This is a genomic window from Bradyrhizobium quebecense, assembly GCF_013373795.3.
Lineage (GTDB): Bacteria > Pseudomonadota > Alphaproteobacteria > Rhizobiales > Xanthobacteraceae > Bradyrhizobium > Bradyrhizobium quebecense.
Map to the genome: position 1 here is coordinate 48,246 of NZ_CP088023.1, position 22,969 is coordinate 71,214.

Below are 22,969 nucleotides of genomic sequence, written 5' to 3' on the forward strand. Positions count from 1 at the left end.
GGCGCCGAAGGACGGGAAACATCACCGGGTCACGTCAAGTTCTTCTTCGCAAATATTTTTTCAACGTCAATTTCATTCGAGCCTCACTTCACATTTGCGCCAACCCTTTATCTTGGGGCCCCCTTAAATGTTTGTTCAGGGAGAGCAGAACAGTTGCGGCCGGACATTGGCTCGGGCTGCTGACGTCTGGAGCGCTGCCAAGTAATAGTTTATCTCTAACTCTTGATTGCCTGGAGGATTTTTAGCCAGTTCGCGCTTCAACGTCGCACGGCTCAGAATTCTATCCACTACAATCCAGATCTCGCGGGCGCAATTGGTCGACATGAGAGCCTCCTCAACCGCTCTCCAGGCCTGCTCAACGCTATACCGGTCGGCCGACAATATTCGCTTAGCGATTTGACCGTTCTTGATTGACACCGGAGTCGACCAGCGTTTCTTGCGCCCTTCGGGCGGATGGGTTCGCGTCTGAAGGCAAGGCTCCGCACCTTTTCGAGGTCAAGAAATCGGTCAATCCGTCGGAGCAGGTGATCGTCGGGGACATGGTCATCGAGGCAGAAATCGTAAAATAGCTGCGCAGGCGCCGTCTGCATCCCCATCATCTTCCCGCTCCTCCGCAAATCAATACGAGGATGGAATCACGCAGCCAACGCCGATCAACGGCTGACTAAATCAACAATATCCGCCACAAGCGGCCCCTCGAAACCAGAAGCGGCGCCGCGCCAGAAACAACGCTGAGCACTGTGGCGACTTTTTCGAAATGGTGCCTGAAACCAGACCATCCGGCCGTACTGATCGCACGATTGCATTCTCGGCCTGAGCCACAATTGTGTGGACATCAATTCCTGCCCGGCGCAGGCGTCGAGGCCCAGCAGCGCGCTATCGCGCAAGGAATCGTACAAAATCGTGGGTTGGCGTACAAAATCGTGCAAATCGCGGAGAGGGAGGGATTCGAACCCCCGATAGCGTTCGGCCGCGCGCCTTTTGTCGAACCCGTTGTTTTAGTGGCGATGTTGAATGGCCGCCCGCAACAATCCTTCCTATCCACTGAGCCCGCCCAGTGTGCTGAATCATCCGACAAGCTTTGCCGGGCGTGCGCTTTGAATACGAGATTGCGATTTTCAGACGATACACAAACTGGACACCCAGTTTTCTCCGGTCACTAACTAGTGGTTCATCACAGTGATTTTGACGTTTTTATTCCGAGCCATTCGAGGATCGGCAAGCTTTCCGGCGGCACGAGAATTTCGATGCTCCTTGGGACGCCGGGTTGACGACGGATGCATCCGTTTCGTTCGAGAGTTACGATCATTTGGTGGACCGAAGGCGGGCTGACGCGGAAATATTCCTGCATGTCGGTTTCGGCCGGGGGCCTGCGATGCAGCCGGGTATAGAGGTGGATAAAAGCCAGATACTGCCCCTGCGCGGGCGTGAAGGGTTTTGCCGAAGGACTCACGCCGGCCATCCGATTCAGTTGTTCGTGCGTGCCTCGAACGAGGAGGCAGGCCATGAATGTACGCTATCGGGTCGAACTCAGCCAAATCGAGCGCACCGAACTGAGGGCGCGGCTCAGCGGCGGCAAGCATGCGTCCCGGAAGCTCAAGCGCGCGCAGATTTTGCTGGCCGCCGATGCTGGGACCAGCGACGAGGAGATCGCAAGGAGCGTCGTCGTGAGCGGCTCGACCGTGTACCGGACCAAGCGACGCTTCGTGGAAGGCAATCTGGAGCGGGCGCTGAGCGAAGAGCCGCGTCCCGGGGCGGAATGCAAACTCACGGCAAGGAAGAAGCCTTGCTGGTGGCGACAGCCTGCGCCAGTCCCCCAAAGGGCCGTGCCCGCTGGACGCTAAAGCTGCTGGCGGCTGCGATGGTCAAGCTCACCGAACACAAGAGCCTGTCGCACGAGACGGTTCGGCGGCGCCTGGCCGAGAATGGCCTCAAGCCCTGGCGCAAAGACATGTGGTGCATTCCGCAGGTCGGCGGCGAATACGTCGCCCGCATGGAGGATGTGCTCGACCTCTATGCCGAGGTGCCCGACTCCAGACGGCCAGTGGTGTGCTTCGACGAAAGCCCGGTGCAACTCATCGGCGAGGTGCGTCAGCCCATTCCGGCCAAGCCCGGCCACCTCGAACGTTACGATTATGAGTATCGTCGCAATGGCACGGTCAATCTCTTCGTTCTCTTCGACGTGCATCGTCCCTGGCGCAAGGTCAAGGTCACCGAGCGGCGAGCGGCACGAGATTACGCCCAATGCATGCGTGATCTCGTCGACATCCATTATCCCGACGCCGAGATCATCCGGGTCGTCCAGGACCATTTATCGACCCACTCCGCCGGCGCCCTCTATCAGGCGTTCCCGCCCGCCGAAGCCAGGCGGATTTTGCGACGGCTCGAGTTCCACTACACCCCAAAGCACGCAAGTTGGCTCAACATGGTCGAGATCGAAATCGGCGTCCTGCGAGGCCAGTGCCTGGATCGCAGGATCGACGACTCCAAGCGACTGGGCCGCGAAATCACCGCCTGGGAACGACAACGAAATGCCGCCCGCTCCCGCATCAAATGGATGTTCACAACAGACAAGGCTCGCGCCAAAATGGCAGGCGCCTATCCCGCCTCTTCCAAAGAGTCATAATCACTGTGACGAGGTACTAGCTGCCTTCGTCTGGCGATGACCGGATGAGCTGCTCGGGGGATGTCCCGGGTTCTGTTGAATTTCTGAAGAGGTCGGCGTTGCCCACCTTGAGCCGGTAGGCTCGGGGTGCTGATTCCACAAAGGAGAGCAACGCCATGACGAGAGATATCACACCGGCTGGTTGGCCGGCGACCGGGGCGGTGGACGAAGCGTTTGCGGAAGTGCGGGCGAGCTTCGATCGGTTCTGCCTTGCGGCAGGGATCGAGGCGCTCGGCACGATGATGGAGGCGGATGTTGTGGCGGCCTGCGGGCCGCGCCACGATCGCGACGCGGCGCGGCCGGCGCACCGTTGGGGCCGAACGCGGGGACGGATCGGCTTCCACGGCGGCAAGATCGAGGTCGAGCGCCCGCGGGTCCGGGGCGTGGATGGCGGCGAGGTCACGATCCCGAGCTGGGAAACGGCGGCGCAGGAGGATTGGCTCGGTCGCTGGGCGATGAACCTGATGCTGATCAATGTGTCGACGCGCCGGTTCGGCCGCGCCGTCCGGCTGCCCGAAGGTGACGTGCCGGTACCGCCCGGATCGGGGTTTCGAAGTCGGCGGCCTCGCGGAGGTTCGTAGCGCTGTCGGCGGCGCGGCTGGCTGACTTCATGGCTGCCGATCTGTCCGCGCTCGACCTTCTGGTGATCCAAATCGACGGGCTGCATCTCGGCGACGATCTCGTGCTGGTCGCCGCGATCGGAGTTGACGGCGAAGGCAACAAACATCCGCTGGCGCTGGTGGAAGGGGCGACCGAGAATGCCGCCACGGTTCAAGCCCTGCTGGACAACCTGGTCTCGCGCGGGCTCGACCCGACGGTGCCAACACTGTTCATCGCCGACGGCGCGAAGGCGTTGTCGAAGGCGATCCGCCGCACCTTCGGTTCGGCCGCTGCGATCCAGCGCTGCCAGATCCACAAGGCGCGCAACATCATGGAACGCCTGCCGAAAGAGCATCATGCGGCCACCCGTCGGGTGCTGCGCCAGGCCTGGGAGCTCGATGACGCCGACAAGGCTGAAAAATTGATCCGCAATCTCGCGCGTCGACTCGACCAGCAATGGCCCGGCGTAGCGGCCAGCATCCTCGAAGGCCTCGACGAAATCCTGACTGTCGTCCGGTTGAAGCTGCCGAAGGAGCTTCGTCGATCGCTCGCCTGCACCAACCTCGCCGAGAACATGATGGGCACCATTCGCCGCGTCACGCGCAACGTCAAACGCTGGCGGGATGCCGGTATGGCCTTGCGATGGGTCGCGGCCGGCATGATCGAGGCCAACAAGGGCTTCCGACCGCGACGGCGCGCCCGGCACAATTGCGAGCGCCAGGCCGCTCTGCCGAAATGATCATCGACACCTCGGCCATGGTGGCGATCCTCTACCGCGAACCTGAAGCGGAAGCCTTCGCCCGTCTCATTCACGATGCCGACGCCTGCCGCATCAGCGTGGCGAACCATGTCGGGCTGTCGATGGTGATCGAGAACCAGCTCGGCCCGGAAGGAATGCGGCAGGCCGAGGCCTTCTTCCGCCGAGCCGGCATCACGGTCGAGCCGGTGACGGTCGAGCACGGCGAACTTGCCCGACAGGCCTTCCTCGATTTCGGGAAAGGGCGGCACAGAGCCGGCCTGAACTATGACGATTACTTTTCCTACGCTCTGGCGAAGGCCACCGGCGAGCCGCTCTTGTTCAAGGGCAATGATTTCAGCCTGACAGACATCGCGGCAGCATAGTCTCCGCTGGATACGCAGAGTCCTACTGCATTCACGGAGCGCGCCCGCCGATGCCAGACAGATCAATACGGATGCCCGATTTGTGGGGATCGCCGGGCGCCGGCTCCTGCGGTGACGGTGATGGTGCCGCCGCAGCCGGCTGAGACGCCTCCTCCCGCTTCGGCTCCGGCGGCTTCGGTCCGCCAGGATCGGGAGCGGTAAACACCGCCGTCCCCTCAAATTGCCCGCGCGTCCAGGCCTCGACCGCGTCGTCGAACATCTGTGACATGACGCTATCGTCGGTCGGATTGCCATACCATTTCCAGACGATCCGCCAGACCTTGCCGAAGAGGGCCGTGCCAGCGCGGATGTTCTTGCAAGCGTCGAACAGATCCGGCGACATCTCCGACGGATCCTTCACGCCGAGACCGGCCGGATACTGCGTGATGCCGACGCGCACGACGGCTCGACCGATATGGCTGCGGGCGAGTTCGAGCGCCTCCTCCGGGGTTTTGACCGGCGGCAGCAGGATGATGCGATCGCCGCTGCGCACCATCACGGCAAGCGGATCGGGCGCTCCCGCGGCATGCAAGAATTTCTCGACGATGGCGGGTTTTAGGGTGGGATCGGCACATTTCTGGATGAGATCGGCATCAACGGCCATGGGCGAATTCCTGTTCAGAGGTTGAAGACGGTGACGCGGGGAAGACCGAACAGCCGGGCCCAAGCATCGGCCAGGGCAATGGCGGCCACTGGCCAAGCCTTCGTCGTCATGACGAGCAGGCCAGTTGCGGTCGCCGCAAGCCCCCACCATCCCCATCCGGGAAACAACACGCCGGCCGCCCTGATCGGATGCGCCCATCCGACGATGCCGAAGGGCGGAACCGCCATCAGCACGGCCGTGATCAGATAGCAGAACGCCTTCTGGCTTCCCGGCCGGGGACTCCATAGGACGGCATGGACCGCGACGAAGCAGACGGACGCTGCGCCCCACAGCAAAATGCCGGCCCAGACCGACGCACCGAAGAAGCTCGCAACGCCCTGGCGCAAGCCACGCGAAGCCGCCAGGAAATATCCCATCGCCACCGACGCGGCACGATCCTGCGACCACGCCCAGAGCGCTGGAAACAGCATCGCGAGCGGCAATGCGAGGACATCCCCGCTCCAACCGATCCAGCCGACGAGGAGCGCCGCGACGGCGAGAAGGAGCGCGCGCCGGCGATCAGGGATCGAAAGTGAGGACCGGCCGCGCCAGGCCGAGGAGACCGGCCTCCGGAACCGGCCCAAAATACCTCGAGTCATAGGAACCTGCGAAAGTGGAGTGAAGGAAGAAATTGCCGGGCGGAACGACGCCCCCCGCCCAAGGCGGAAGCGGTCGTCCCTGACCGTCGACGGGGCTGAGGCGCAATCGGGGCAGAAGCACGCCGTCGATCATGACCACGGCGCCGATGTCGATGCGCGCACCCGAGAGCGCACCGACAGTCTTGATGAGCGGCGCGGCGCCGCCGGAGCATGGCCCCCGCCGAAAGTATCCGCGCTCGAGGCCGAAGACGGAAACCGGCCCAGGCGGCGGACAGACGAACACGAGATCGCCGGCGACGACTTGCCGATCGATCGGCACGATCCGCCACAGCCCGAGCGGCTCGCTTGGCGTCAGGTTGAGGCGCAAGCCGCCGAGCCAGGCGATGCCGGCGATCGCAATCATCGCCACGCCGCCGGCCGCCATGATCGCGGATGCTCGCCGACGCTGAACACAGCCTTTCCTTCTGGTCGCGGCATCCGACCCTGACGGCTCCGATCGCCGCTCGGCGGTCGAGGTCATCACAGCGACAACCCCGGACGCCGCGCCTGCCGAAGGATGTCGGCTTCTTTCTGCGCCTCCGCGGTTCGCTGCTGAGCCGCGAGCTGCTGCGCGGTTCTCAGATCGGGCCAGGCGGCTTTGAGCTCCTCCTTCTGCGCGGCGTTCGTCCCGCCGGAAATCGCCTCGAAAACCTTGCCGTCGGCATCCTTGGCCGAGAGGCCGACGAGGGCGCGCTCGCCGAACCGCTCGGACACGGCACGCGCAAAACCTTCCAGCTCCGCCTCGATCATCTTGTCCTCGAGCGCGAACTCCAGGGCAGAGGGCAGGTCGTTCCGATCGATGGCGTCGCGGATGCGCTCGAGTGTCTGCTTCGCCGACGGCGACAGCGCCGGAATGTCGACAGCGACCTTCAGCCGAGCGGCGCGCTCCTCCGCCTCGTAACGATGTTCCGCCTCCGAGCGCAGCCGCAAGAACCGCTCAAGATCACGGGCGAGCGCCGGCACGTTGAGGTCCGCCCGCTGCCTGTCCTGCTTGTCGGCACGGCTGGCCAGAAGGCCGGTTTTGCCCTTCAGCGCACCGAAGCTGTCGGGCTTCTCCGCGAGTTTCGACAGGGTGGATTGCGCAGTCGCCTTGTCCTTCAGCATGCTGTCGATATCGACCTTGCGGAACGAGGCTTCGGGATCGGCGAAGACGAAGCGGAAGCGGGTCGAGATCTCCTCCCATTGCTTCTTCAAGGCGGGATCGGCGGCGAGCTTGTCCTCGACAACCTGGTCGATCGATTTGGCGAATGTGGTGATGCCGGCGACCATCGGCCTTGCCTCCTTTGTGCCGTTGGGAATCGTCTGTTTCCGAGCTGCGCCGAGGCCAAGCCGGGCGCCGAGCGCGAGGAGCCGCGCTCCGAGATCGGCGAGCCTCGAGCTCTGCCGGACGGTCCAACGAACCTTGTCGGCGACGAGGGTGCGGGCGACACGCATGAGATGGAGACCGCGCGCTTCGGCAAAGCGCAGCGCGGCGCGATAGGAAGGGCCGCGCTCATAATCGAGGGTGGTTTCTTTCGCCCGGCTCTGCGACAGGATCTTGGTGAGCCCGCCGGCCTTTCCGAAGGAAATCGCCCCGTAATAGAGAGCGACATTCTCGCGATGGCGGGTCAGCGCGACATAGGCAAGATGCCGGTCGAGCGAGAGCGTGGCGAGCACCTTCACCCGGTCGACGGTCGCGCCCTGGCTCTTGTGGATCGTGGTGGCATAACCATGGTCGACGTTCGCATAGAAGCGCTGGTCGACCTCGACGCGGCGCTGGCGTTCGCCCTCGCCGATTATCGCCGCGAACCAGCCCGACCGCGCCTCGATGACACGCGCGATCATGCCGTTCTTGACGCCGAGCGACCCCTCGTTCTTCAGGAAGACGATCTGGTCGCCGGCCGAGAACTTGCGCTGGCCGTCCTCAGTGCAGAACGCCTGACCATCCTCGACGAGGCCGCGCTCGATCAGCTTCGCCCGCGCCATGTTGTTGAGGGCGCGGACATCGCGCCGGAGATGGGCGAGGATCAGGATGGATTTCGCCGGATCGTAGTCGCGGTTCCAGTCCTCGATCAGCGCCGTGACGGCTTGCGCCTTGAACTTGCGCGCTTCCAGCTTGCCGTTCGCGCCATAGGCCTGCAGCGCCTCGGCAACGCGGCCCCGCGCGAGATCGAGCGAGGCATCGCGCATCCATTGCGCGCGCTGGCGATAGATGGTTTTGAGTTCGGCATAGCCGGTGCGCGCCACGATGGCGCGGAACGCAGCACCGGCCTCGATCGGTTGAAGCTGATCGGGGTCGCCGACGAGCACCAGTTTAGCGCCGGTCTTCACAACCGCTTCGACGAACAGCGCCATCTGCCGCGACGACACCATGCCGGCCTCGTCGAGGACAAAGATGGTCTTGTCGTCGAGTTGCTCGCGCCCGTTCGACCAGGCAAGCTCCCACGAGGCCAGCGTGCGCGAGGCGATGCCTGCTTCCTTCTCCAATCCCTCGGACGCCTTGCCGGCAAGCGCGCCGCCGACCACACGATAGCCGGCCGCTTCCCACACTTCGCGCGCCGCCTTCATCATGGTGGTCTTGCCGGCGCCGGCGCGCCCGACCACAGCCGCGATCCGCCCCTCACCGGCGACATGCGCGATCGCGACGCGCTGCTCTTCCGACAGACGGTCATGACGCTCGAAGGCCGCCGCCAGCACTTTCTCCCGGACGCCATGCGAGGATCGGCCGGCAAGCCAGACGGCGCGATGCGCCATCTCGGCTTCGAGCCTGATGAGCTCGCGCGTCGTGTATTTGGCGGGCTCGCGGATTCCGGTCTCAAGCGCGATGCGCTCGCCCTCCAGCCGCAGCACATCCGGGTTCTGGAGGATACGCGCCATCAGATGCTGGAAAGTTCCGGCATCGTCGACATAGCGGTGCACCACCCTGGCGATGTCACGCTCGGTGAAGACGCTCAGCTCGCGCGTGACGAGATCGAGCACGATCTCAGGACGCCGCAGCATCCGCTCACGGTTGTCGGCCTTTCGTTCTTCGTGGAGCGCGATACGCTCGAGCTTCGGGGACCAGCCCGCCTTCTTTCCTTTCCGGTCGATCGCCTTGGTCGACACGCCGATATGCGTCGTCGGGGCAAGATCGATGCCGCGCTCGGCATAGGAGCGGCCATCGACGCGGATCTCGAGGCCGGCGAGCGCCAGATGCTTGTTCTGAAGGTCGAGCCAGCCTTCGCGTTGCTCGAGGAACTCGGCCTTCTCTCCCGACCAAAGCCGGTAAACGATCTTGCCGAAATCGTTGCGCAGGGGTGCGCCATCATCACCGATGACCGGCACCTTCTTCGGCCCAAATCCGTTGTCGCCGAGAGGGCGAAGAGTGGTCATCAGATGGATGTGCGGATTGCCGGGCTCGTCATGGAAAACCCAGTCGGCGACCTGTCCGCGCGCGAGGACCTGGGTTGCGACGAACTCCCGCACCAGGGCGATGTTCTGGTCGACGGTGAGTTCGACCGGCAGGGCGATGATGAATTCCTTCGCGAGCTGCGCATCGGAGCGTTTCTCGAAAGCCTCGATTGCGTTCCAGAACGCCTCGGCGGCGCCGGCGACCGAGCGGTCGGCGATCAGCTCACGCGCCCATTGTGGGCCATCCGGCGGCAACAGGAATTCCTCATGCCGCAGGCCCCGCTTGGTGGAATAGTCGACGGTCCGCCCCTCCGCCTGATGCTCCATGCGCGCGCAGTGCCGGTACGCTGCCGACAGCACGGCGCTGCGGCCGGAACCGCGCGAAATGAGCTGGGGCGTGAAATGCGTGATGGCCAAGGCGGCGCGATCTCCCGGACGAGGGCGGAACACAGATGCTCGTCGGGGGCGGCGGCAGGGCCACGCCAGGGTGGGACACCCCGGCAGGCGGGAAAACAGGACGTCGCGGATGCGACGTATTACTGCGCCCTTGGACCGCTCTCATCGAGCGGCCGGGATGATCTCAAGCGGCGTCGGCTTTGCCGACTAGCTTTTTTATTAGTCGCTCGGGCCAGCGACTTCCGAAATCCTCCGCGCAGTCCCGCAACACTGCCCAGCACGGAGGCTCAACCGAAAATGAAGAAACCGTCGTCGAAGATCCGCGAAGAAATCACTCGCCTCCAGGAACAGTTGAAGGCCGCAGAGACACGCGATACGTCGGGACGCAATGGGATCTAGCCCGATCTATTCACGAGAGCACGGTCGTTCTTGACGTCTGACGGGGGCTGGCGGCTGGCGTGGGTGACCGTCCGGCCTTTTGTCACCGGGTTCTACATCAAGCTGTTTTGTACGCGTTGGAGGAGTGGGGCGGGTGAGCGGGCGCAGGCCCGGTCGGTTACGGGCCGAGCGGGAGCAGCGCGCCGGGCAAGCTGCGGAAGAGGTCGGCTTCGGGGCATGCCGCGGCGAACGCAAGGCGAATGCGGCTCGCGGTTTCGACGACCCGGGCTGCGATTTTCAAGAGACGAAGACGCAGCGTCGCGAACTCGGCAGTGGCCAATTCGCGGACTTTGGGAATGGCGCCGCGCACGGTAAGCATCAACCAATAAGCGGCGGTGTGGAGAACGAGACGGACCTGGTTGGCGAGCGCCGAACGGCAACTGGTGCGATCGGAGGCGAGCTGCGTCTTATGCAGCTTGATCAGATTTTCGGCTTGGCCGCGCGCGCAATACAGGCTGTCGTAGATCCACTCGGCCGAGCCGACATCGAGGCTGGTGACGACGAAGCGGATGTCGAGGCCGAGCATCGTCGCCTCAATACGGGCGACGGTGCGCCGTTCGCGATCCCAGGACTTTGCCTTGTGGCGCGTCTCGGTATAGCCGCGCAGAACAGCTAGGTTCTCGATGGCGCGTCGGGTGCGGATATCGTCGGCGACCTCGTCGACTTTTCTGGCGAGAGGCTTGGTACCGGACAGACCGAAGATGTAGTCGATGCCGTTGTTCTCGCACCACGTCATCGCCTCCGGCCGAGCATAGTGCCCGTCGCCTCGGAACGTAATTCGCGTCTTGTGCCACCGCGTCCGGATATGCCGTATCAGGCGGCGCAGATGGGCACGCACCTCGACGCCGCCCGGCGTCTTGCCGGGCCGCAGCACGACCGCCACGGGCCGGCTCTTCTCCGTGTCGTAGACGTGGATCGGCAGGAAGCAGCGTTCGTCATAATGAGCGTTGAACAGCGAGAGCTGCTGATGGCCGTGGACGACATCGCAGGTATCATCGATGTCGAGCGTGACGGATACCGGCTCGCGCGGGTAGCTATCCATCCATGCGTCGACCAAAGTGTAGGTCAGTCGGATCACGTCGCGCAGACGCGGAGCATTCTCCAGGCGCGACAGCGTCGGTTGGGAACACAGATCGCGACCGCTGTCCGGCAGCCGTCCGCAGGCCAGCTTGAATGCGGGATCGGACCGCAGATGATCGAGGTCGTCGGCGTCCTCGTAGCCGCAGCAGATCGCGAACATGCGCGCGCGGAACATATCGACAAGGCTGTGCACGACCCGCGTCGGATCGCGCCGATCCGGGAACACCCGGGCCAAATTGTCGGCCAAACCGAGACGCCGCTCGGCCATCGCCAGAAGCATCACGCCCCCATTCGAGGTTAGGCGTCCACCATCGAAGGCAGCTGTGACTTTCTTGGCGTGAACGGCTGGAAACGAGAAGGGCAGAATCGTATCATCGGTCATGGCGGGCGTGCGTTCGCGGTTGAGGTGATGGGGTTGGCTTCGCAACCGAATCCTACGCCGCATCAGCGCTTTACACCACGCTCGCCAGCCTCTCAGAGTCTGACTCAAAATTGCATTTCTGTTTTTATCGCTGCGATGCGCCTTGTCATGAGTTGGACAGAGGCGAGGAAGAGCCAGGCAGTTGCGCTTTCGATGGTTCGCTCGAAGTCCTTGGCCAATCTGCGGTTGCGGCCGAGCCAGGCGAAGGTTCGTTCGACCACCCAGCGGCGCGGAAGCACCTCGAAGCCCTGTGCGGCATCGGAGCGCTTGATGATCTCGACAGTCCACCGGCCGATCTTTACCAGCACCGCCTTGAGCTTTTCGCCGGCATAGCCGCCATCGGCAAAAATATGGCGCAGCCAGGGGAAGCGGTAGCGAATGCTGCACAGGACATCCGGCGCGCCATCGCGATCCTGGACGTCGGCAGCGTGAACGATCGCTCCGACCAGGAGCCCTTGGGTGTCGGTGACGATGTGCCGCTTTCGACCCTTGATCTTCTTTCCCGCGTCGTAGCCGCGAGGGCCGCCACTTTCCGTGGTCTTGACCGATTGGCTGTCGATCACGCCGGCCGTCGGCGAGGCCTCCCGGCCGATCGCCTCGCGCGCCAGCATCAGGAGTGCGTGGTTGATCGATTGCCACAATCCGCTGTCGCGCCATTGGTAGAAATAGTACTGCACCGTGGTCATTGGTGGAAACAGAGTGGGCGGCAGCATGCGCCACGGCAACCCGCCGCGCAGCAGATAGAGCACTGCCTCGACGATGTCGCGATAGCTCCATTTCGGGCGCCGCCCGCGCTTGGCCCGCACAGGAAGCAACCTCTCCAGCACGCCCCATTCCGCATCCGTCAAGTCGCTTGGCAAACGCAGCTCCTCTCGGGCAAACTGTGCCCGGGTGATATCAGTCCACATTCTCGATCCCTTTGATGCTTCGCAACACCAATGGAACCAGAACTCGCTGATATCACTCAACTTATTTTTCGGTCGGACACTCAGGCGCCCTCTCGCGAATAAGACGGGCTAGACATTCGATTTGGTTCGACACACCCGACGAAGAATTACCGGTCGGAAGACCTTCAGGCGCAGACCTTTGGTGATGGCATCTTCGACATAGTCATCACCCAGGACGTCTTCGAGCACATATTCCGACCTGACTTGGCAATCCAGGAAATCGCAAGGACGCTAAAAGAAGGAGGCGCCTTCATAAGTACTGTCCCGATCTTGCTGAAGAACAGGCCGTCAAAACGAAGGGCTGCGCTCGTCGATGGAAAGATCGTTCACCATGCCGAACCCCAGTATCACGGTAATCCCGTCTCGAAAGACGGAGCGCTCGTTACAGTAGATTGGGGCTACGACATTGTGTCTTACCTACAGCACCACTCAAATGTCTCTGACTAGGCATCGCTCCTCCGGCTAACGCCGGTGTCCGCTCAAAATTCTGAAGGCTGTTGCGCAGCAAGCCGGCATGCCGGCTCTTGATCAAAATGGCGGGGCCGACCCGCCCTAAATGAAAACGCGCACTCATATACGCCGTCAATTTGGTAAGCGCGGCGCTTTCGCGCCATGCCGCTCAAGACCGATCGAAATGATCCCGTAAGATCATGGGGCTGGTGAGAAGGGGGCTGAGGTTCTTGCACCGGCGTAAGCTCGATTGATTTCTCACGATGACCGCGCGTGGCTCGTCAGTGTGTCTGGCCGGAGCACCTTTTAGCGCGCTATTCACGCCTGCCGCTTTCTTTTGAATGCTATTGTCTGTGTATCGCTAGCTTCATCGCGAACTCGGAGAAGGCACATGGACCCAGCATTCTGCAGCCGGAAACGAAGTCCACAGGATCGCGTCGCGCTACCTTGGACGGCAAGCCAGTCTCGGCCCGCTCGCCAGGGAGGCGTTACAAGTGGCCTGCGACTGGATCTCGCCCGTTCTAGCCGAGGAGTACACATCTTGACCGGCCCCAATGCGCCCCATTGGACGAGGTATCGGTTGTCACCTAACACAAGCGTGCCCTAGGATCGTCTCCGAAATCAACGATGGCACGTCAGGTCGTCGTGGAGATCGCGGCGCCTTTTTCGGGGCTCACGATTTCCTGGACGCCCGAACGAGCGGAGATTCGCATCAGAATCCTAGCCACGCAAAGTGTCACTCTGATTGGGGCAAACGTGTGGTCGTGGCGGCAGACGAAGCGTAGACTCGTCTATGGTCTGGGCACACTCGGTTATTACTTTGGGTGAGGTCCAACGGACGGCGCGGACGGGTCCAGCCACTGTGCCTTACGAGCAACACGACCGCGCGGCGATGCGTACCTCTAGGGTTCCGATTCGATTGATCCAATAGGCAACGATGGCGGCGAGGTGGATGGCAGCCAAAGAAAGTTTTGGCAAGTTTGTCGTAGCGAGTTGCGACGCGCCTGAAATCCTTGAGCCGGCAGAAACAGCGCTCGATGACATTGCGCCCTTTGTAGGGCGCGTTTGCTGAAGCTGTGGAGGGTTACCCTGTTGGATTTGTTGGGAATGACGGGCTTCGCGCCGCGATTGACGATTTCGGCGCGAAAGCCGTCGCCATCGCAGCCTTTATCCCCAATGAGGGTAGACATCGGCGGCGCAGCTTCAAAAGGGCTGGTCCTGCGGCAATATTTGCGTCTGGAGTGAGATGAAATGCGCAAGGTTTGCAATCAGAGTTGCTCAGCGCGTGGATTTTCGTGGCCCGCCCATCGCGCGAGCGGCCGATCGCCTGTTCATTCTCCCCCTTTTCCACCGCTCGTCGAGCGATGCGCTTTGATCGAAGTGGAGTCGATGGACAGAGTCACGCCGTCCTTGCCGCAGCGGGCGAGCGCTTCAAAGATCGCCTGCCAATGTCCGCGCTCAGCCCACCGATTGAAACGATTGTAGATCGTGGTGTAAGGACCATAGTCGGGCGGGCAATCGCGCCAGCGCGCGCCGCAAGCGGGCGGTCGGATGAGAAAGCCGCCCTTCGCGCGAAGCAACAAACATTCGCTGATCTTAACAACGAGACCGTGTGATGAGAGTATGCCGGTCTGCTCTCTAAGAGTCTCCGCGACGAAATTTCCGTTGGGAAAACTGCTATGGCAATCGGACGTTTACCATCGTGTCTGGCCGTAACTCTCAAATATGAAGGTGGATACTCGAACGATCCAAATGATCGGGGGAATTGGACTGGCAAGAAGCGCGGTGTCGGAGTTTTGAAAGGAACGAAATACGGGATCGCCGCTCATGCATATCCGACTCTCGACATCAAAAACCTGACGCTTGCTGATGCAGAGTCAATTTATGAAAGAGACTATTGGAACCCAGTGCGCGGTGAGAGCCTCCCTTACGGTGTCGATCTTGCGACGTTTGACGCTGGCGTAATGTCCGGACCTCGGCGAGGCGTTCGCTGGTTGCAAGCGGCAGTCGGCGCGAAACAGGACGGCCTTGCCGGAAGCGAGACGATTGCGAAGGCGATCGCCGCGAACGGCAAAGCGACCATCCTGCGGATTTGCGCCAAACGGCGAGGTTTTGTGCAATCCCTTTCGTCGAGCAACTTTTTCGGGAGAGGCTGGTCGCGGCGCATTGCTGAGGTTGAAGCGAAAGCCGTTGCCCTGTGGCTGACGCGCGGGGCCAGCAAGCTAACGGAAGAAGACCGTGCGGAGATCAATAACGATAGCATCGCTGCACGAAACAAGGCTGTCGCCCACACGAAGAGCGCGAAGTGGACTTGGTCCGCCGGTGTGGCGCTTGGCGGCGGCGATACAATCCTAAGCCGCGGCCCCAACTGGGTCGTGATTGGGATCGTCGCTGTTCTCATGATCAGCGCGGTCGTGCTCTGGAACAAGGCCCGCCACAATAAGGAGCGAGCCTTGGCTTACGAGGCCGTGGGTGCTCGATGAGCAGTTCGTTTTTCGAGCTGCAGCGCATCGAGATCATCACGGGGACGGGCCGGCGTCGGCGCTGGTCGACTGACGCGAAGGCGGCGATTGTTGCGAAGAGTTTTGCTCCGGGGACAAGCGTGTCCGCGGTGGCGCGGCGGCAGGATATCAGTCCAAGCCTGTTGTTTCTCTGGCGTCGCCAGGCAACGCAGGCGCAGCTCGCGGAGCGCGGGACAGAGGCATGCTAAGAGCTGGCTGGCGGCAGTCGGGGCGATTGGTCGATGATCGGATAGCGGTACGACAACCCCACCTCGTTTAAGTGGACGGGATGAGCAAGACTCGCGCGTGGATTTGACAACGCGAGGGACGCTCGTTCCATGCATCAAGACAGACATCAAGACAGGCATGATGCCGCCTCCTATCAACGGATCGAGGTGATCACTGTCTGCGCCGAACAGATCGCGTTTGATCTGGAACCGACCGCCGGCTCACAGCTCCCGGCCAATGACGACAAACCGGACGCGCCGAGACCGAAGCGGCGCAAAGCGAGGCGCAACATCGGCGCACTGCCGGCGCATCTGCCCCGGATCGAGCGGGTGATCGAGCCGGCGTCCACGCGGTGCCCGTGCTGCACGGGTCAGATGCATCGGATCGGCGAGGAGAGCAGCGAAGCGCTCGATCGGGTGGCTGCGTGTGCTCCGCACGATCCGTCCAAAATACGCCTGCCGCTCCTGTGAGGGCGCGATTGTCCAGGCCCCGGCACCGGCGCGGCTCGTCGAGGGCGGCATGGCGACGACGGCGCTGATCGCGCATATCGCCGCGGCCAAATATGCCTGGCAATCGACGCTCTACCGCCAGACGCAGATCCTGGCGGGTCAGGGTGTCGTCGTCGACCGTCAGACGCTGGCGCGCTGGATGGGGAGCGCGGCGTGGCTGGTCAGGGGCCTCTACGATCTGCAACTGAAGACTATGCACGGCTTCGAGCGGCTGTTCTGCGACGAGACGCCGATGCCAGTGCTCGATCCGGGACGCGGCCGCACGAGGATCTGCCAGTTCTGGGCGCACGCGACGGACGATCGGGCGTGGAAGGGGCCGGCGCCGCCGGCGGTCGCCTACGTGTTCGCAGGTGGTCGCGGCAAGAAGGAGATCGTGGCGCAGTTGGCCGGCTTCGAAGGCGTGCTGCAAGTCGACGGCTATGCCGCCTACGCCTCGCTGGCGGGCGATGCGAAGATGTCGGGCCAGATCCAGCTGGCGTATTGTCTCGTTCACGCGCGCCGCAACTTCGTGAGGGTGCACAAGACGACGAACTCACCCTTCGCCGCGGAGGTCATCGAGCGCATTGCGGCCGTCTACGCGATCGAGGAGAGGATCCGCGGTCTCGACGCCGGGGAACGCCGCGCGACGCGACAGGCCGAGACGAAGCCGCTGATGGAAGCGTTGAGGATCCGTCTGATCGCGGTGAAGGACGGGATCTCCCGCCGCTCGACGCTCATCAAGGCGATCGACTACATGCTCGAACGCTGGCAGGGCCTGACGGCGTTCCTGGATGACGGGCGGCTCGAGCCGGACACCAACACGGTCGAGCGATCGATCAGGCCCATTGCGATCGGAAAAAAGAACTCGTTGTTCAGTGGTGACGAAGGCGGGGGCGAGACTTGGGCGATACTCGCTTCGCTTCTTAACACAGCGAAATTGAATGGTCTCGACCCCGAGGCGTATCTCATCGACGTTCTCGATCGCATGGTGAGCGGCGCCACGAAGACCAACCAGCTGCACGAACTTCTGGCCTGGAGCTGGAAGGCCGCACGCGAAGCCGAAAAGCGGGCCGTGGCATGACGAAGCCGAAGCAACGGCGAGGAAAACGGGCCAAGACGACGATGGCGGACTATGCCATGTCGTTCGAACGGCTCGGGCAATGGATCAGCGAGCGCGCCAGGTCGCCGACGCTTCGGCATCCGCGGGCGACGTCGCTCTCCATGCTCGACGGCGCGGTGGCCGCGGTCGTTGCCGGGCCGGTCTCGATGGCGTCCGAGGAATGGGTGTGCCCGCTCCTCGGCGTAGATCCCGACGCCTTCAATCACGACACCGAGGAGTTCTCGGCGATCGCCGCCACGCTGATGCGCCACAACGCAATCAGCGAGACGCTGTCGACAGGACCGGAGAGCTTCGAGCCGCTGTTCGTGCGATCACCGGACGGCGAAGTCGACCCGCAGCCCTGGTGCATGGGCTTCTACGCCGTCATGAAGCTTCGGCTTCTCGTCTGGTCGCGGCTTCTCTCCCCGAACGGAACCGAACACCTTATGCTGCGGCCGATCTTGGTCCATTGCATCGACGACGCCGGTCGGCCCTTGCTACCCCCGGCCCGGCACACGCTGGGAACGCTGCCCGTCGCTCAAAACGTCCGGCGCGACATTCCCGTAGCCGTTGAGGCCCTGCGGCAGTTCTGGATGCCTATACGCTTCAAGCGCGGTGCGTAGGCCATCCGCGCCAAGTCGTGGCCCTCTCGCACCGTTTACGGATGAACAGTCGACGATAGCCGAACCGCCGCCGTTCGTTGGCAAGCTCGCGCAGCCTGACCCGAAGCTCGGCGTCAGGCGGGCGCCGCGACCGATAGCGCACCATCGTCCGATCCGCCCCCACGATCGAGCAGGCCCGCCGTTCCGACAGGCCGAACGTGGCCTGCAGATGCGCCGCTGCGGCGCGCTTGGCGGCGGGCCCTACCATTTTTTTGAAAGCAGTTCCCGCAGCGCTGCTGCATCAAGCATCTGCTCGGCCAGCAGCTTCTTCAGCTTGGCATTCTCGTCCTCGAGGGCCTTGAGCCGCTTGGCCTCGGAGACGTCCATGCCGCCGAACTTGGCCTTCCAATTGTAGAGCGTCGCCTCCGAGATACCGTGCTTGCGAGCCAGATCGGCCGTCTTCGCGCCGGCCTCGTGCTCCTTCAGAACCGCTATGATCTGCTCTTCCGTGAACCGCTTCCGCTTCATCTGTCCGTCCTTCGTCAGGGCGGACTCTAAATCCTTCTGGAGGAAATTCTTAGGGGCAGGTCATGCCTTATGCGAAAAGCCATTTGAACGTCGCTCTCAAAGCATCATCTGGTGCGAGCTGTTGAGAGCAAAGCGTGGTCCAATAAGAATAACTCTAGGGGCTGAATGTTCATTTTCTGTCATTTTCCAACAGCCACTTTGGCCTCACCAAAATTTCCCCTCAACGGTTCAAGCATTCGGGTCACTCGAAAAGACGTCCTTTGAAGATGGTGGTGACGAGCACGCCATTTTCTGTCGTTGTCCCAAATATTCTCGGTTCCCGCTGAGAGCCGAAAAGTCATTATTATTCTCTTTCGCTTGCCCAAAACGGCACGCAATTTTTTGCGAGGCTTGAAAGGCCTCAGCGGTCATCTATTTATAACATTCATATCCTTGCTATCTCACAACACTACTTCTTCTTTCATCACAAACAGAGTTAAATATCTCGTTTCAGGATGCCGGAACGTTTCACATGGAAGTTCACCAGCCATACTGTGACCACCAACCTTAGGAACGCTCTTGAGAACGCTAGGATAAATTATGAAGGCCCAGAGAATGAAGCCAATGTTACGCTTACATACTATTATGGGACGGAGACTGACGCTCAAACGACCGTGTCCGGTCGACGTTTTTTCGGAACTTGGGTCAGAGGCGGTCGCCCAGTTGCTACGGACGAGGGGGGGCGCGAGTGGTTCATCGCTGTCAAGGGCGACCCGGACCGGTCCAGTGAGATCGAGGTGGTAGCATGGGGGCGTGGGAAAAACGAATGATCGAAGTCGCCGTATATTGGCCTGGGCGCTTATTGTGGTGTTGTGTGTATTGTTTTGCATGTTTTTGTTTGCCCCTTTAGGGGGTCTTGAAGCTGTATTTGGCGGCCCGTCATAGCGGCGGGTTCTCTGTAATAGTCTCTTTGAAAATAAGTCGAGGCCAATTAATAAAATGATCGTTTGTGTTTGATTATTGCGGTGGTGCTTTTTGCGGTGCTGGAAGGACCTGATCCATCCTGTATTTATACCCTCGGCTGGGTTGCTCGCGAGATGATTATGTTTGAAAGAAAACGCAATTAAATCAAGCGAGAATCGCGTTTAACAATAATGCTTATCTATTCATCTCAAAATGACTCAGACGTACAAAATTGCCTGGCTTTTAATTGAATTCAGTGAACAGTACAACAACATGACGTCGGGAGTGCAAAAGCAGAAATAACGAGAACAACAACAAACGCTTACAAACTAAAGAAAAATTAAACAAGTAAAAGGGGCTGAAATGCCAAGACCACAAATACGCGCCAGGCCGTCTGAGGCAGCTTTGAGAGAGAAGTGGAGAGAGCCTTGATCGTGCTTCGAGAAGTGTTTACGCTACGTGGCAAAACAGATCGCGAGAAAGGCTAGGGCACCGGCTATCATATTAAGGCCCCTGAGCAGCGCCACGAGCGCGCCAGCTGCCAACCATATCGCAAGCACCATGTCGCGTTTTTGTGATGTTAGAGGGGAGAGAACCTAACCCGATCTATTCACGAGAGCACGGTCGTTCTTGACGTCTGACGGGGGCTGGCGGCTGGCGTGGGTGACCGTCCGGCCTTTTGTCACCGGGTTCTACATCAAGCTGTTTTGTACGCGTTGGAGGAGTGGGGCGGGTGAGCGGGCGCAGGCCCGGTCGGTTACGGGCCGAGCGGGAGCAGCGCGCCGGGCAAGCTGCGGAAGAGGTCGGCTTCGGGGCATGCCGCGGCGAACGCAAGGCGAATGCGGCTCGCGGTTTCGACGACCCGGGCTGCGATTTTCAAGAGACGAAGACGCAGCGTCGCGAACTCGGCAGTGGCCAATTCGCGGACTTTGGGAATGGCGCCGCGCACGGTAAGCATCAACCAATAAGCGGCGGTGTGGAGAACGAGACGGACCTGGTTGGCGAGCGCCGAACGGCAACTGGTGCGATCGGAGGCGAGCTGCGTCTTATGCAGCTTGATCAGATTTTCGGCTTGGCCGCGCGCGCAATACAGGCTGTCGTAGATCCACTCGGCCGAGCCGACATCGAGGCTGGTGACGACGAAGCGGATGTCGAGGCCGAGCATCGTCGCCTCAATACGGGCGACAGTGCGCCGTTCGTGATCCCAGGACTTTGCCTTGTGGCGCGTCTCGGTATAGCCGCGCAGAACAGGCAGGTTCTCGATGGCGCGTCGCGTGCGAATGTTGTCGGCGACCTCGTCGACTTTTCTGGCGAGAGGCTTGGTACCGTACGCATACGACGGAGGCCGCCTGATTGACGCATGCGCGCGGGCACGGCGAGGTCTATGATGGCATTGGGTGAAGGGTGAAGGTCAGGCGGCCTGCTGATTGGCTGGCTTGTCGGCCTGGCGCAGGAGCTTCCATTCCCAGGGCAAGAGCTCGTGCAGACGCGATGCGGGATGATCGGCGATACGGGCCAGGACGTCGGCGAGCCAGGCCTTGGGATCGACGTCGTTGAGGCGTGAGCGTCACGAGAGGATCACGGGTGCCTGGGCTTGACTTGCGCGGAATGCTCTGGATAGCGCGGTCGGGATGATTGACGCCGCCGGCGCGCGGTGATGGGTTGATCCCGGTTCGGAGCGGGCAACGGGGATCAGAATGACCAGCGAGTCGCAGCTGCGCGAGAAGCTTCGGAAGATCGAGGCGTTGTTCGTGGGGGCCGGAACTGCTGGTGAGCGCCTTGCAGCGGAAGCCGCGCTGCAGCGGGTGCGGGCCCGGGTCGAGGAACTTGCTCGCCACGATCCACCGATCGAACAGCAATTCTCACTTCCCGACCAGTGGTCTCGGCACCTGTTTCTGGCGCTTTGCCGCCGATATGGGCTGCGGCCGTTTCGTTATCGCCGACAGCGACGTAACACGGTGATGGTCCGTGCGTCACGGGGCTTCGTTGATAGAGTCCTGCTGCCCGAGTTCACCGAGCTGGAGGGTGCTCTGCAAGTGTATCTGCACGAGGTAACGCTGCGCGTGATCCGCGAAGAGATCTACGACGACGCCAGCGATGCGCAGGAAGTTCCCGACGCCGTGCCGTCGAACTGATCAAGCGGCGAGCTTTGGCTCCGAACCATCGCGCTCGGCTTTCCAATTCCACGGCAGCAGCGTGTTCAGCTGATTGATCTTGGTACGTCCGGAGACGATGCGCTCGAGAACATCAGTAAGATAGTGCCGTGGGTCGATGTCGTGAAGCTTTGCGGAGTTGATGAGTGATGCGAGAGTGGCCCAGGTTTCGGCGCCGCCCTCACTGCCTGCGAACAGATAGTTTTTCTTTCCCAGCCCGATCGGCTTGATGCTGCGTTCGACCGTATTGCTGTCGATCTCGATGCGCCCATCATCGATGAATCGCGTCAGGCCATCCCAATGGTTGAGGGTGTAGCGGATCGCCTTGCCAAGGCCGGATTTCTTCGAGACTTCCAGCAGTCGCGCCTCGAGCCAGGGCTTGAAGTCCTCGATCAGCGGTCTGGTGTCGGATTGTCGCACCGCAGCTCGCTGCGTCGCCGGCAAACCGCGAATGCGATCCTCAATGGCGTAGAACATCACGATCCGCCGCAGCGCTTCCGCGGCAATCGGCGATTTCGTCGCGATGTGGACGTCCCAGAACTTCCGCCGCGCATGCGCGAAGCAGAACGCCAGTTGTACCAGACGGCCGCCGTTTTTAATCAGCCCCTTGTACCCGGCGTAGCCGTCGACCTGCAGGATGCCGTCGTAGTCTCCAAACAGCTGCCTGGCGCGGATTGCCTTGCGATCCTCGGCGAACACGTAGACTACTGCCGGCGGCGCCGGGCCGCCCCACGGGCGGTCGTCGGTGGCGATCGCCCAGAACTGGCAGACTTTGGTTCTGCCACGGCCGGGATCGAGAACTGGCAGCGGCGTCTCGTCGGCAAACAGCCGCGGGTAGGACATCACTGCGCGGCGCAACAGCGCGTGAAGCGGCTTCAGCCACCAGGCGACGCGGCCCATCCACGAGGCCAGCGTTTGCCGGTCGAGCGTGATGCCTTGGGCGGCAAACATCTGTTCCTGGCGATACAGCGGCAGCTGGTAGCCGTATTTCATCACCGCGACGTGGGCCAGCAAGGCTTCCGTCACCATTCCACCGTCGATCGCCTGGGCCGGCGCGGGTGCCTGCAGAACACCCTGGCGGCATCCCCGGCAGCCGTACCGTGGACGCATGATGCGCTTGACCCGGTACTGCATCGGAATGACGTCGAAGGCTTCCTTGACGGTCTCCCCGATCTTGTGCAGCTGCTCGCCGCAGCAAGGGCAGATGTGGCTCTCGATATCGATCACGACATCGATGCGCGGCAAATGCTCTGGAAGCTTCCCCCGGTTGCGTCGCGCCGGTCGCTTTCCACGGCCCTCCGCTCCGTCAGGCAGCCTGCCTCCGGTCACGTCGTCGTTGGCGGCGGCACGAACCGCCTGTGCCCTGATGGTGAAGAGAGACAGCTGTCCGATATCCAGTGTCTCGGAGCGCGGACCGAAGATCGTGCGCTTGTACTGGGACAGGATTATCAGGAGCTTGTCGTTCTCCTGGATCGCAGCGTCGCGTTGGGCGATCGCTGCATCACGCTCGGTCGCCAGCGTGCTGCATTCCTCCGACAACGCCGCAAGCCGTGACGATAGCGTCATCACGGCTTGTCGGAGCAATGCTGGATCGGAAGGCAAATCACTCATGCAGAGCGA

16 protein-coding genes and 7 pseudogenes are annotated in these 22,969 nt (G+C 61.9%); 11 read left to right on the forward strand and 12 right to left on the reverse strand.

All coding sequences use genetic code 11. The features are described 5' to 3' along the window. Positions 1 to 1,174: 1,174 nt before the first annotated feature. On the reverse strand, positions 1,175 to 1,462 hold the full coding sequence (locus tag HU230_RS41615) for a LexA family protein (protein WP_176535505.1): 288 nt from the start codon (positions 1,460 to 1,462) through the stop codon (positions 1,175 to 1,177). Positions 1,463 to 1,505: 43 nt separating this feature from the next. Between HU230_RS41615 and HU230_RS41620 the strand changes: the two genes are divergently transcribed. The 3 genes and pseudogenes from HU230_RS41620 to HU230_RS41630 all read left to right on the forward strand — a co-directional run bounded on the left by HU230_RS41620 (position 1,506) and on the right by HU230_RS41630 (position 4,387). After that, a protein-coding gene (locus tag HU230_RS41620; RefSeq protein WP_224944380.1) for an IS630 family transposase occupies positions 1,506 to 2,626 on the forward strand; the annotation gives its coding sequence in 2 pieces (ribosomal slippage) (positions 1,506 to 1,770 and positions 1,770 to 2,626; 1,122 coding nt in all). 155 nt (positions 2,627 to 2,781) lie between these two features. Beyond that, positions 2,782 to 4,004: pseudogene (locus HU230_RS41625) on the forward strand (IS256 family transposase). Beyond that, entirely contained in the window at positions 4,001 to 4,387 is a 387-nt protein-coding gene (locus HU230_RS41630) for a type II toxin-antitoxin system VapC family toxin (RefSeq protein ID WP_166107305.1), read from the forward strand. The pseudogene HU230_RS41625 and the gene HU230_RS41630 overlap by 4 nt, the downstream one beginning before the upstream one ends. Before the next feature lie 31 nt (positions 4,388 to 4,418). Here HU230_RS41630 and HU230_RS41635 read toward each other — a convergent pair whose 3' ends face one another. The 4 genes from HU230_RS41635 to traA form a co-directional block, all read right to left on the reverse strand. Beyond that, on the reverse strand, positions 4,419 to 5,030 hold the full coding sequence (locus HU230_RS41635) for a TraH family protein (protein ID WP_166107082.1): 612 nt from the start codon (positions 5,028 to 5,030) through the stop codon (positions 4,419 to 4,421). A gap of 14 nt (positions 5,031 to 5,044) precedes the next feature. Beyond that, a complete protein-coding gene (locus HU230_RS41640) occupies positions 5,045 to 5,512 on the reverse strand; it encodes a nitrilase-related carbon-nitrogen hydrolase (protein WP_321576698.1) in 468 nt (155 codons plus the stop codon). A gap of 76 nt (positions 5,513 to 5,588) precedes the next feature. After that, positions 5,589 to 6,092, reverse strand: coding sequence for a conjugative transfer signal peptidase TraF (gene traF, locus HU230_RS41645; RefSeq protein WP_234633915.1), 504 nt, complete (start codon positions 6,090 to 6,092; stop codon positions 5,589 to 5,591). A gap of 95 nt (positions 6,093 to 6,187) precedes the next feature. Continuing rightward, entirely contained in the window at positions 6,188 to 9,493 is a 3,306-nt protein-coding gene (gene traA / locus HU230_RS41650) for a Ti-type conjugative transfer relaxase TraA (protein WP_176535431.1), read from the reverse strand. 276 nt (positions 9,494 to 9,769) lie between these two features. Here traA and HU230_RS41655 point away from each other — a divergent pair. After that, a pseudogene (locus tag HU230_RS41655) lies at positions 9,770 to 9,847 on the forward strand (conjugal transfer protein TraC); the annotation flags it as partial. 181 nt (positions 9,848 to 10,028) lie between these two features. Here the strand turns inward: HU230_RS41655 and HU230_RS41660 are convergent. Next, the gene (locus HU230_RS41660) at positions 10,029 to 11,372 is read right to left on the reverse strand and encodes an IS1380 family transposase (protein WP_176535387.1); all 1,344 of its coding nucleotides are present in this window, start codon (positions 11,370 to 11,372) and stop codon (positions 10,029 to 10,031) included. A gap of 104 nt (positions 11,373 to 11,476) precedes the next feature. Continuing rightward, complete coding sequence (locus HU230_RS41665; protein WP_176535347.1) at positions 11,477 to 12,319, reverse strand: IS5 family transposase; 843 nt, start codon at positions 12,317 to 12,319, stop codon at positions 11,477 to 11,479. Between the two features lie 204 nt (positions 12,320 to 12,523). Between HU230_RS41665 and HU230_RS41670 the strand changes: the two genes are divergently transcribed. Further along, entirely contained in the window at positions 12,524 to 12,805 is a 282-nt protein-coding gene (locus HU230_RS41670; protein WP_234633917.1) for a class I SAM-dependent methyltransferase, read from the forward strand. Positions 12,806 to 13,675: 870 nt separating this feature from the next. On the opposite strand, the pseudogene HU230_RS41675 reads toward HU230_RS41670, so the two are convergent. Continuing rightward, positions 13,676 to 14,343: pseudogene (locus HU230_RS41675) on the reverse strand (IS5 family transposase); the annotation flags it as partial. Positions 14,344 to 14,487: 144 nt separating this feature from the next. Here HU230_RS41675 and HU230_RS41680 point away from each other — a divergent pair. The 5 genes and pseudogenes from HU230_RS41680 to HU230_RS41700 all read left to right on the forward strand — a co-directional run bounded on the left by HU230_RS41680 (position 14,488) and on the right by HU230_RS41700 (position 17,747). Continuing rightward, entirely contained in the window at positions 14,488 to 15,291 is an 804-nt protein-coding gene (locus HU230_RS41680) for a glycoside hydrolase family 108 protein (RefSeq protein WP_176535433.1), read from the forward strand. Then, a pseudogene (locus HU230_RS41685) lies at positions 15,288 to 15,473 on the forward strand (transposase); the annotation flags it as partial. The gene HU230_RS41680 and the pseudogene HU230_RS41685, both read left to right, overlap by 4 nt. Before the next feature lie 231 nt (positions 15,474 to 15,704). Then, positions 15,705 to 16,007: a hypothetical protein gene (locus HU230_RS41690; protein ID WP_176535437.1), complete on the forward strand. Its 303-nt coding sequence runs from the start codon at positions 15,705 to 15,707 to the stop codon at positions 16,005 to 16,007. Then, the gene (gene tnpC, locus HU230_RS41695) at positions 15,964 to 17,106 is read left to right on the forward strand and encodes an IS66 family transposase (RefSeq protein WP_176535439.1); all 1,143 of its coding nucleotides are present in this window, start codon (positions 15,964 to 15,966) and stop codon (positions 17,104 to 17,106) included. Before HU230_RS41690 ends, tnpC (HU230_RS41695) begins: the two co-directional genes overlap by 44 nt. Continuing rightward, positions 17,103 to 17,747 (forward strand): UPF0149 family protein, encoded by a 645-nt coding sequence (locus HU230_RS41700; protein WP_224943706.1) that lies wholly within the window; start codon positions 17,103 to 17,105, stop codon positions 17,745 to 17,747. The genes tnpC (HU230_RS41695) and HU230_RS41700 overlap by 4 nt, the downstream gene beginning before the upstream one ends. Before the next feature lie 25 nt (positions 17,748 to 17,772). On the opposite strand, the pseudogene HU230_RS41705 reads toward HU230_RS41700, so the two are convergent. The 3 pseudogenes from HU230_RS41705 to HU230_RS41715 form a co-directional block, all read right to left on the reverse strand. Beyond that, positions 17,773 to 18,254 (reverse strand): annotated as a pseudogene (locus HU230_RS41705) (transposase); the annotation flags it as partial. Positions 18,255 to 19,953: 1,699 nt separating this feature from the next. Beyond that, positions 19,954 to 20,523: pseudogene (locus HU230_RS41710) on the reverse strand (transposase); the annotation flags it as partial. An 84-nt stretch (positions 20,524 to 20,607) separates the two neighbouring features. After that, a pseudogene (locus tag HU230_RS41715) lies at positions 20,608 to 20,757 on the reverse strand (transposase domain-containing protein); the annotation flags it as partial. A 136-nt stretch (positions 20,758 to 20,893) separates the two neighbouring features. On the opposite strand from HU230_RS41715, the gene HU230_RS41720 reads away from it, so the two are divergent. Then, positions 20,894 to 21,331 carry a hypothetical protein gene (locus tag HU230_RS41720; RefSeq protein WP_166202962.1) on the forward strand — a complete coding sequence of 146 codons (438 nt, stop codon included), beginning with the start codon at positions 20,894 to 20,896 and terminating at the stop codon, positions 21,329 to 21,331. On the opposite strand, the gene tnpC (HU230_RS41725) is transcribed toward HU230_RS41720, so the two are convergent. Further along, positions 21,332 to 22,915 (reverse strand): IS66 family transposase, encoded by a 1,584-nt coding sequence (gene tnpC, locus HU230_RS41725; protein ID WP_176535507.1) that lies wholly within the window; start codon positions 22,913 to 22,915, stop codon positions 21,332 to 21,334. Positions 22,916 to 22,969 lie beyond the last annotated feature (54 nt).

Excerpts from the sequence above, each read along its gene's own strand:
- HU230_RS41615 (WP_176535505.1), bottom strand. The coding sequence starts at position 1,462 with ATGGCCGGCGTGAGTCCTTCGGCAAAACCCTTCACGCCCGCGCAGGGG.
- HU230_RS41630 (WP_166107305.1), top strand. The coding sequence starts at position 4,001 with ATGATCATCGACACCTCGGCCATGGTGGCGATCCTCTACCGCGAACCT.
- HU230_RS41635 (WP_166107082.1), bottom strand. The coding sequence starts at position 5,030 with ATGGCCGTTGATGCCGATCTCATCCAGAAATGTGCCGATCCCACCCTA.
- traF (WP_234633915.1), bottom strand. The coding sequence starts at position 6,092 with ATGGCGGCCGGCGGCGTGGCGATGATTGCGATCGCCGGCATCGCCTGG.
- HU230_RS41660 (WP_176535387.1), bottom strand. The coding sequence starts at position 11,372 with ATGACCGATGATACGATTCTGCCCTTCTCGTTTCCAGCCGTTCACGCC.
- HU230_RS41665 (WP_176535347.1), bottom strand. The coding sequence starts at position 12,319 with ATGTGGACTGATATCACCCGGGCACAGTTTGCCCGAGAGGAGCTGCGT.
- HU230_RS41680 (WP_176535433.1), top strand. The coding sequence starts at position 14,488 with ATGGCAATCGGACGTTTACCATCGTGTCTGGCCGTAACTCTCAAATAT.
- HU230_RS41700 (WP_224943706.1), top strand. The coding sequence starts at position 17,103 with ATGACGAAGCCGAAGCAACGGCGAGGAAAACGGGCCAAGACGACGATG.
- HU230_RS41720 (WP_166202962.1), top strand. The coding sequence starts at position 20,894 with ATGACCAGCGAGTCGCAGCTGCGCGAGAAGCTTCGGAAGATCGAGGCG.
- tnpC (WP_176535507.1), bottom strand. The coding sequence starts at position 22,915 with ATGACGCTATCGTCACGGCTTGCGGCGTTGTCGGAGGAATGCAGCACG.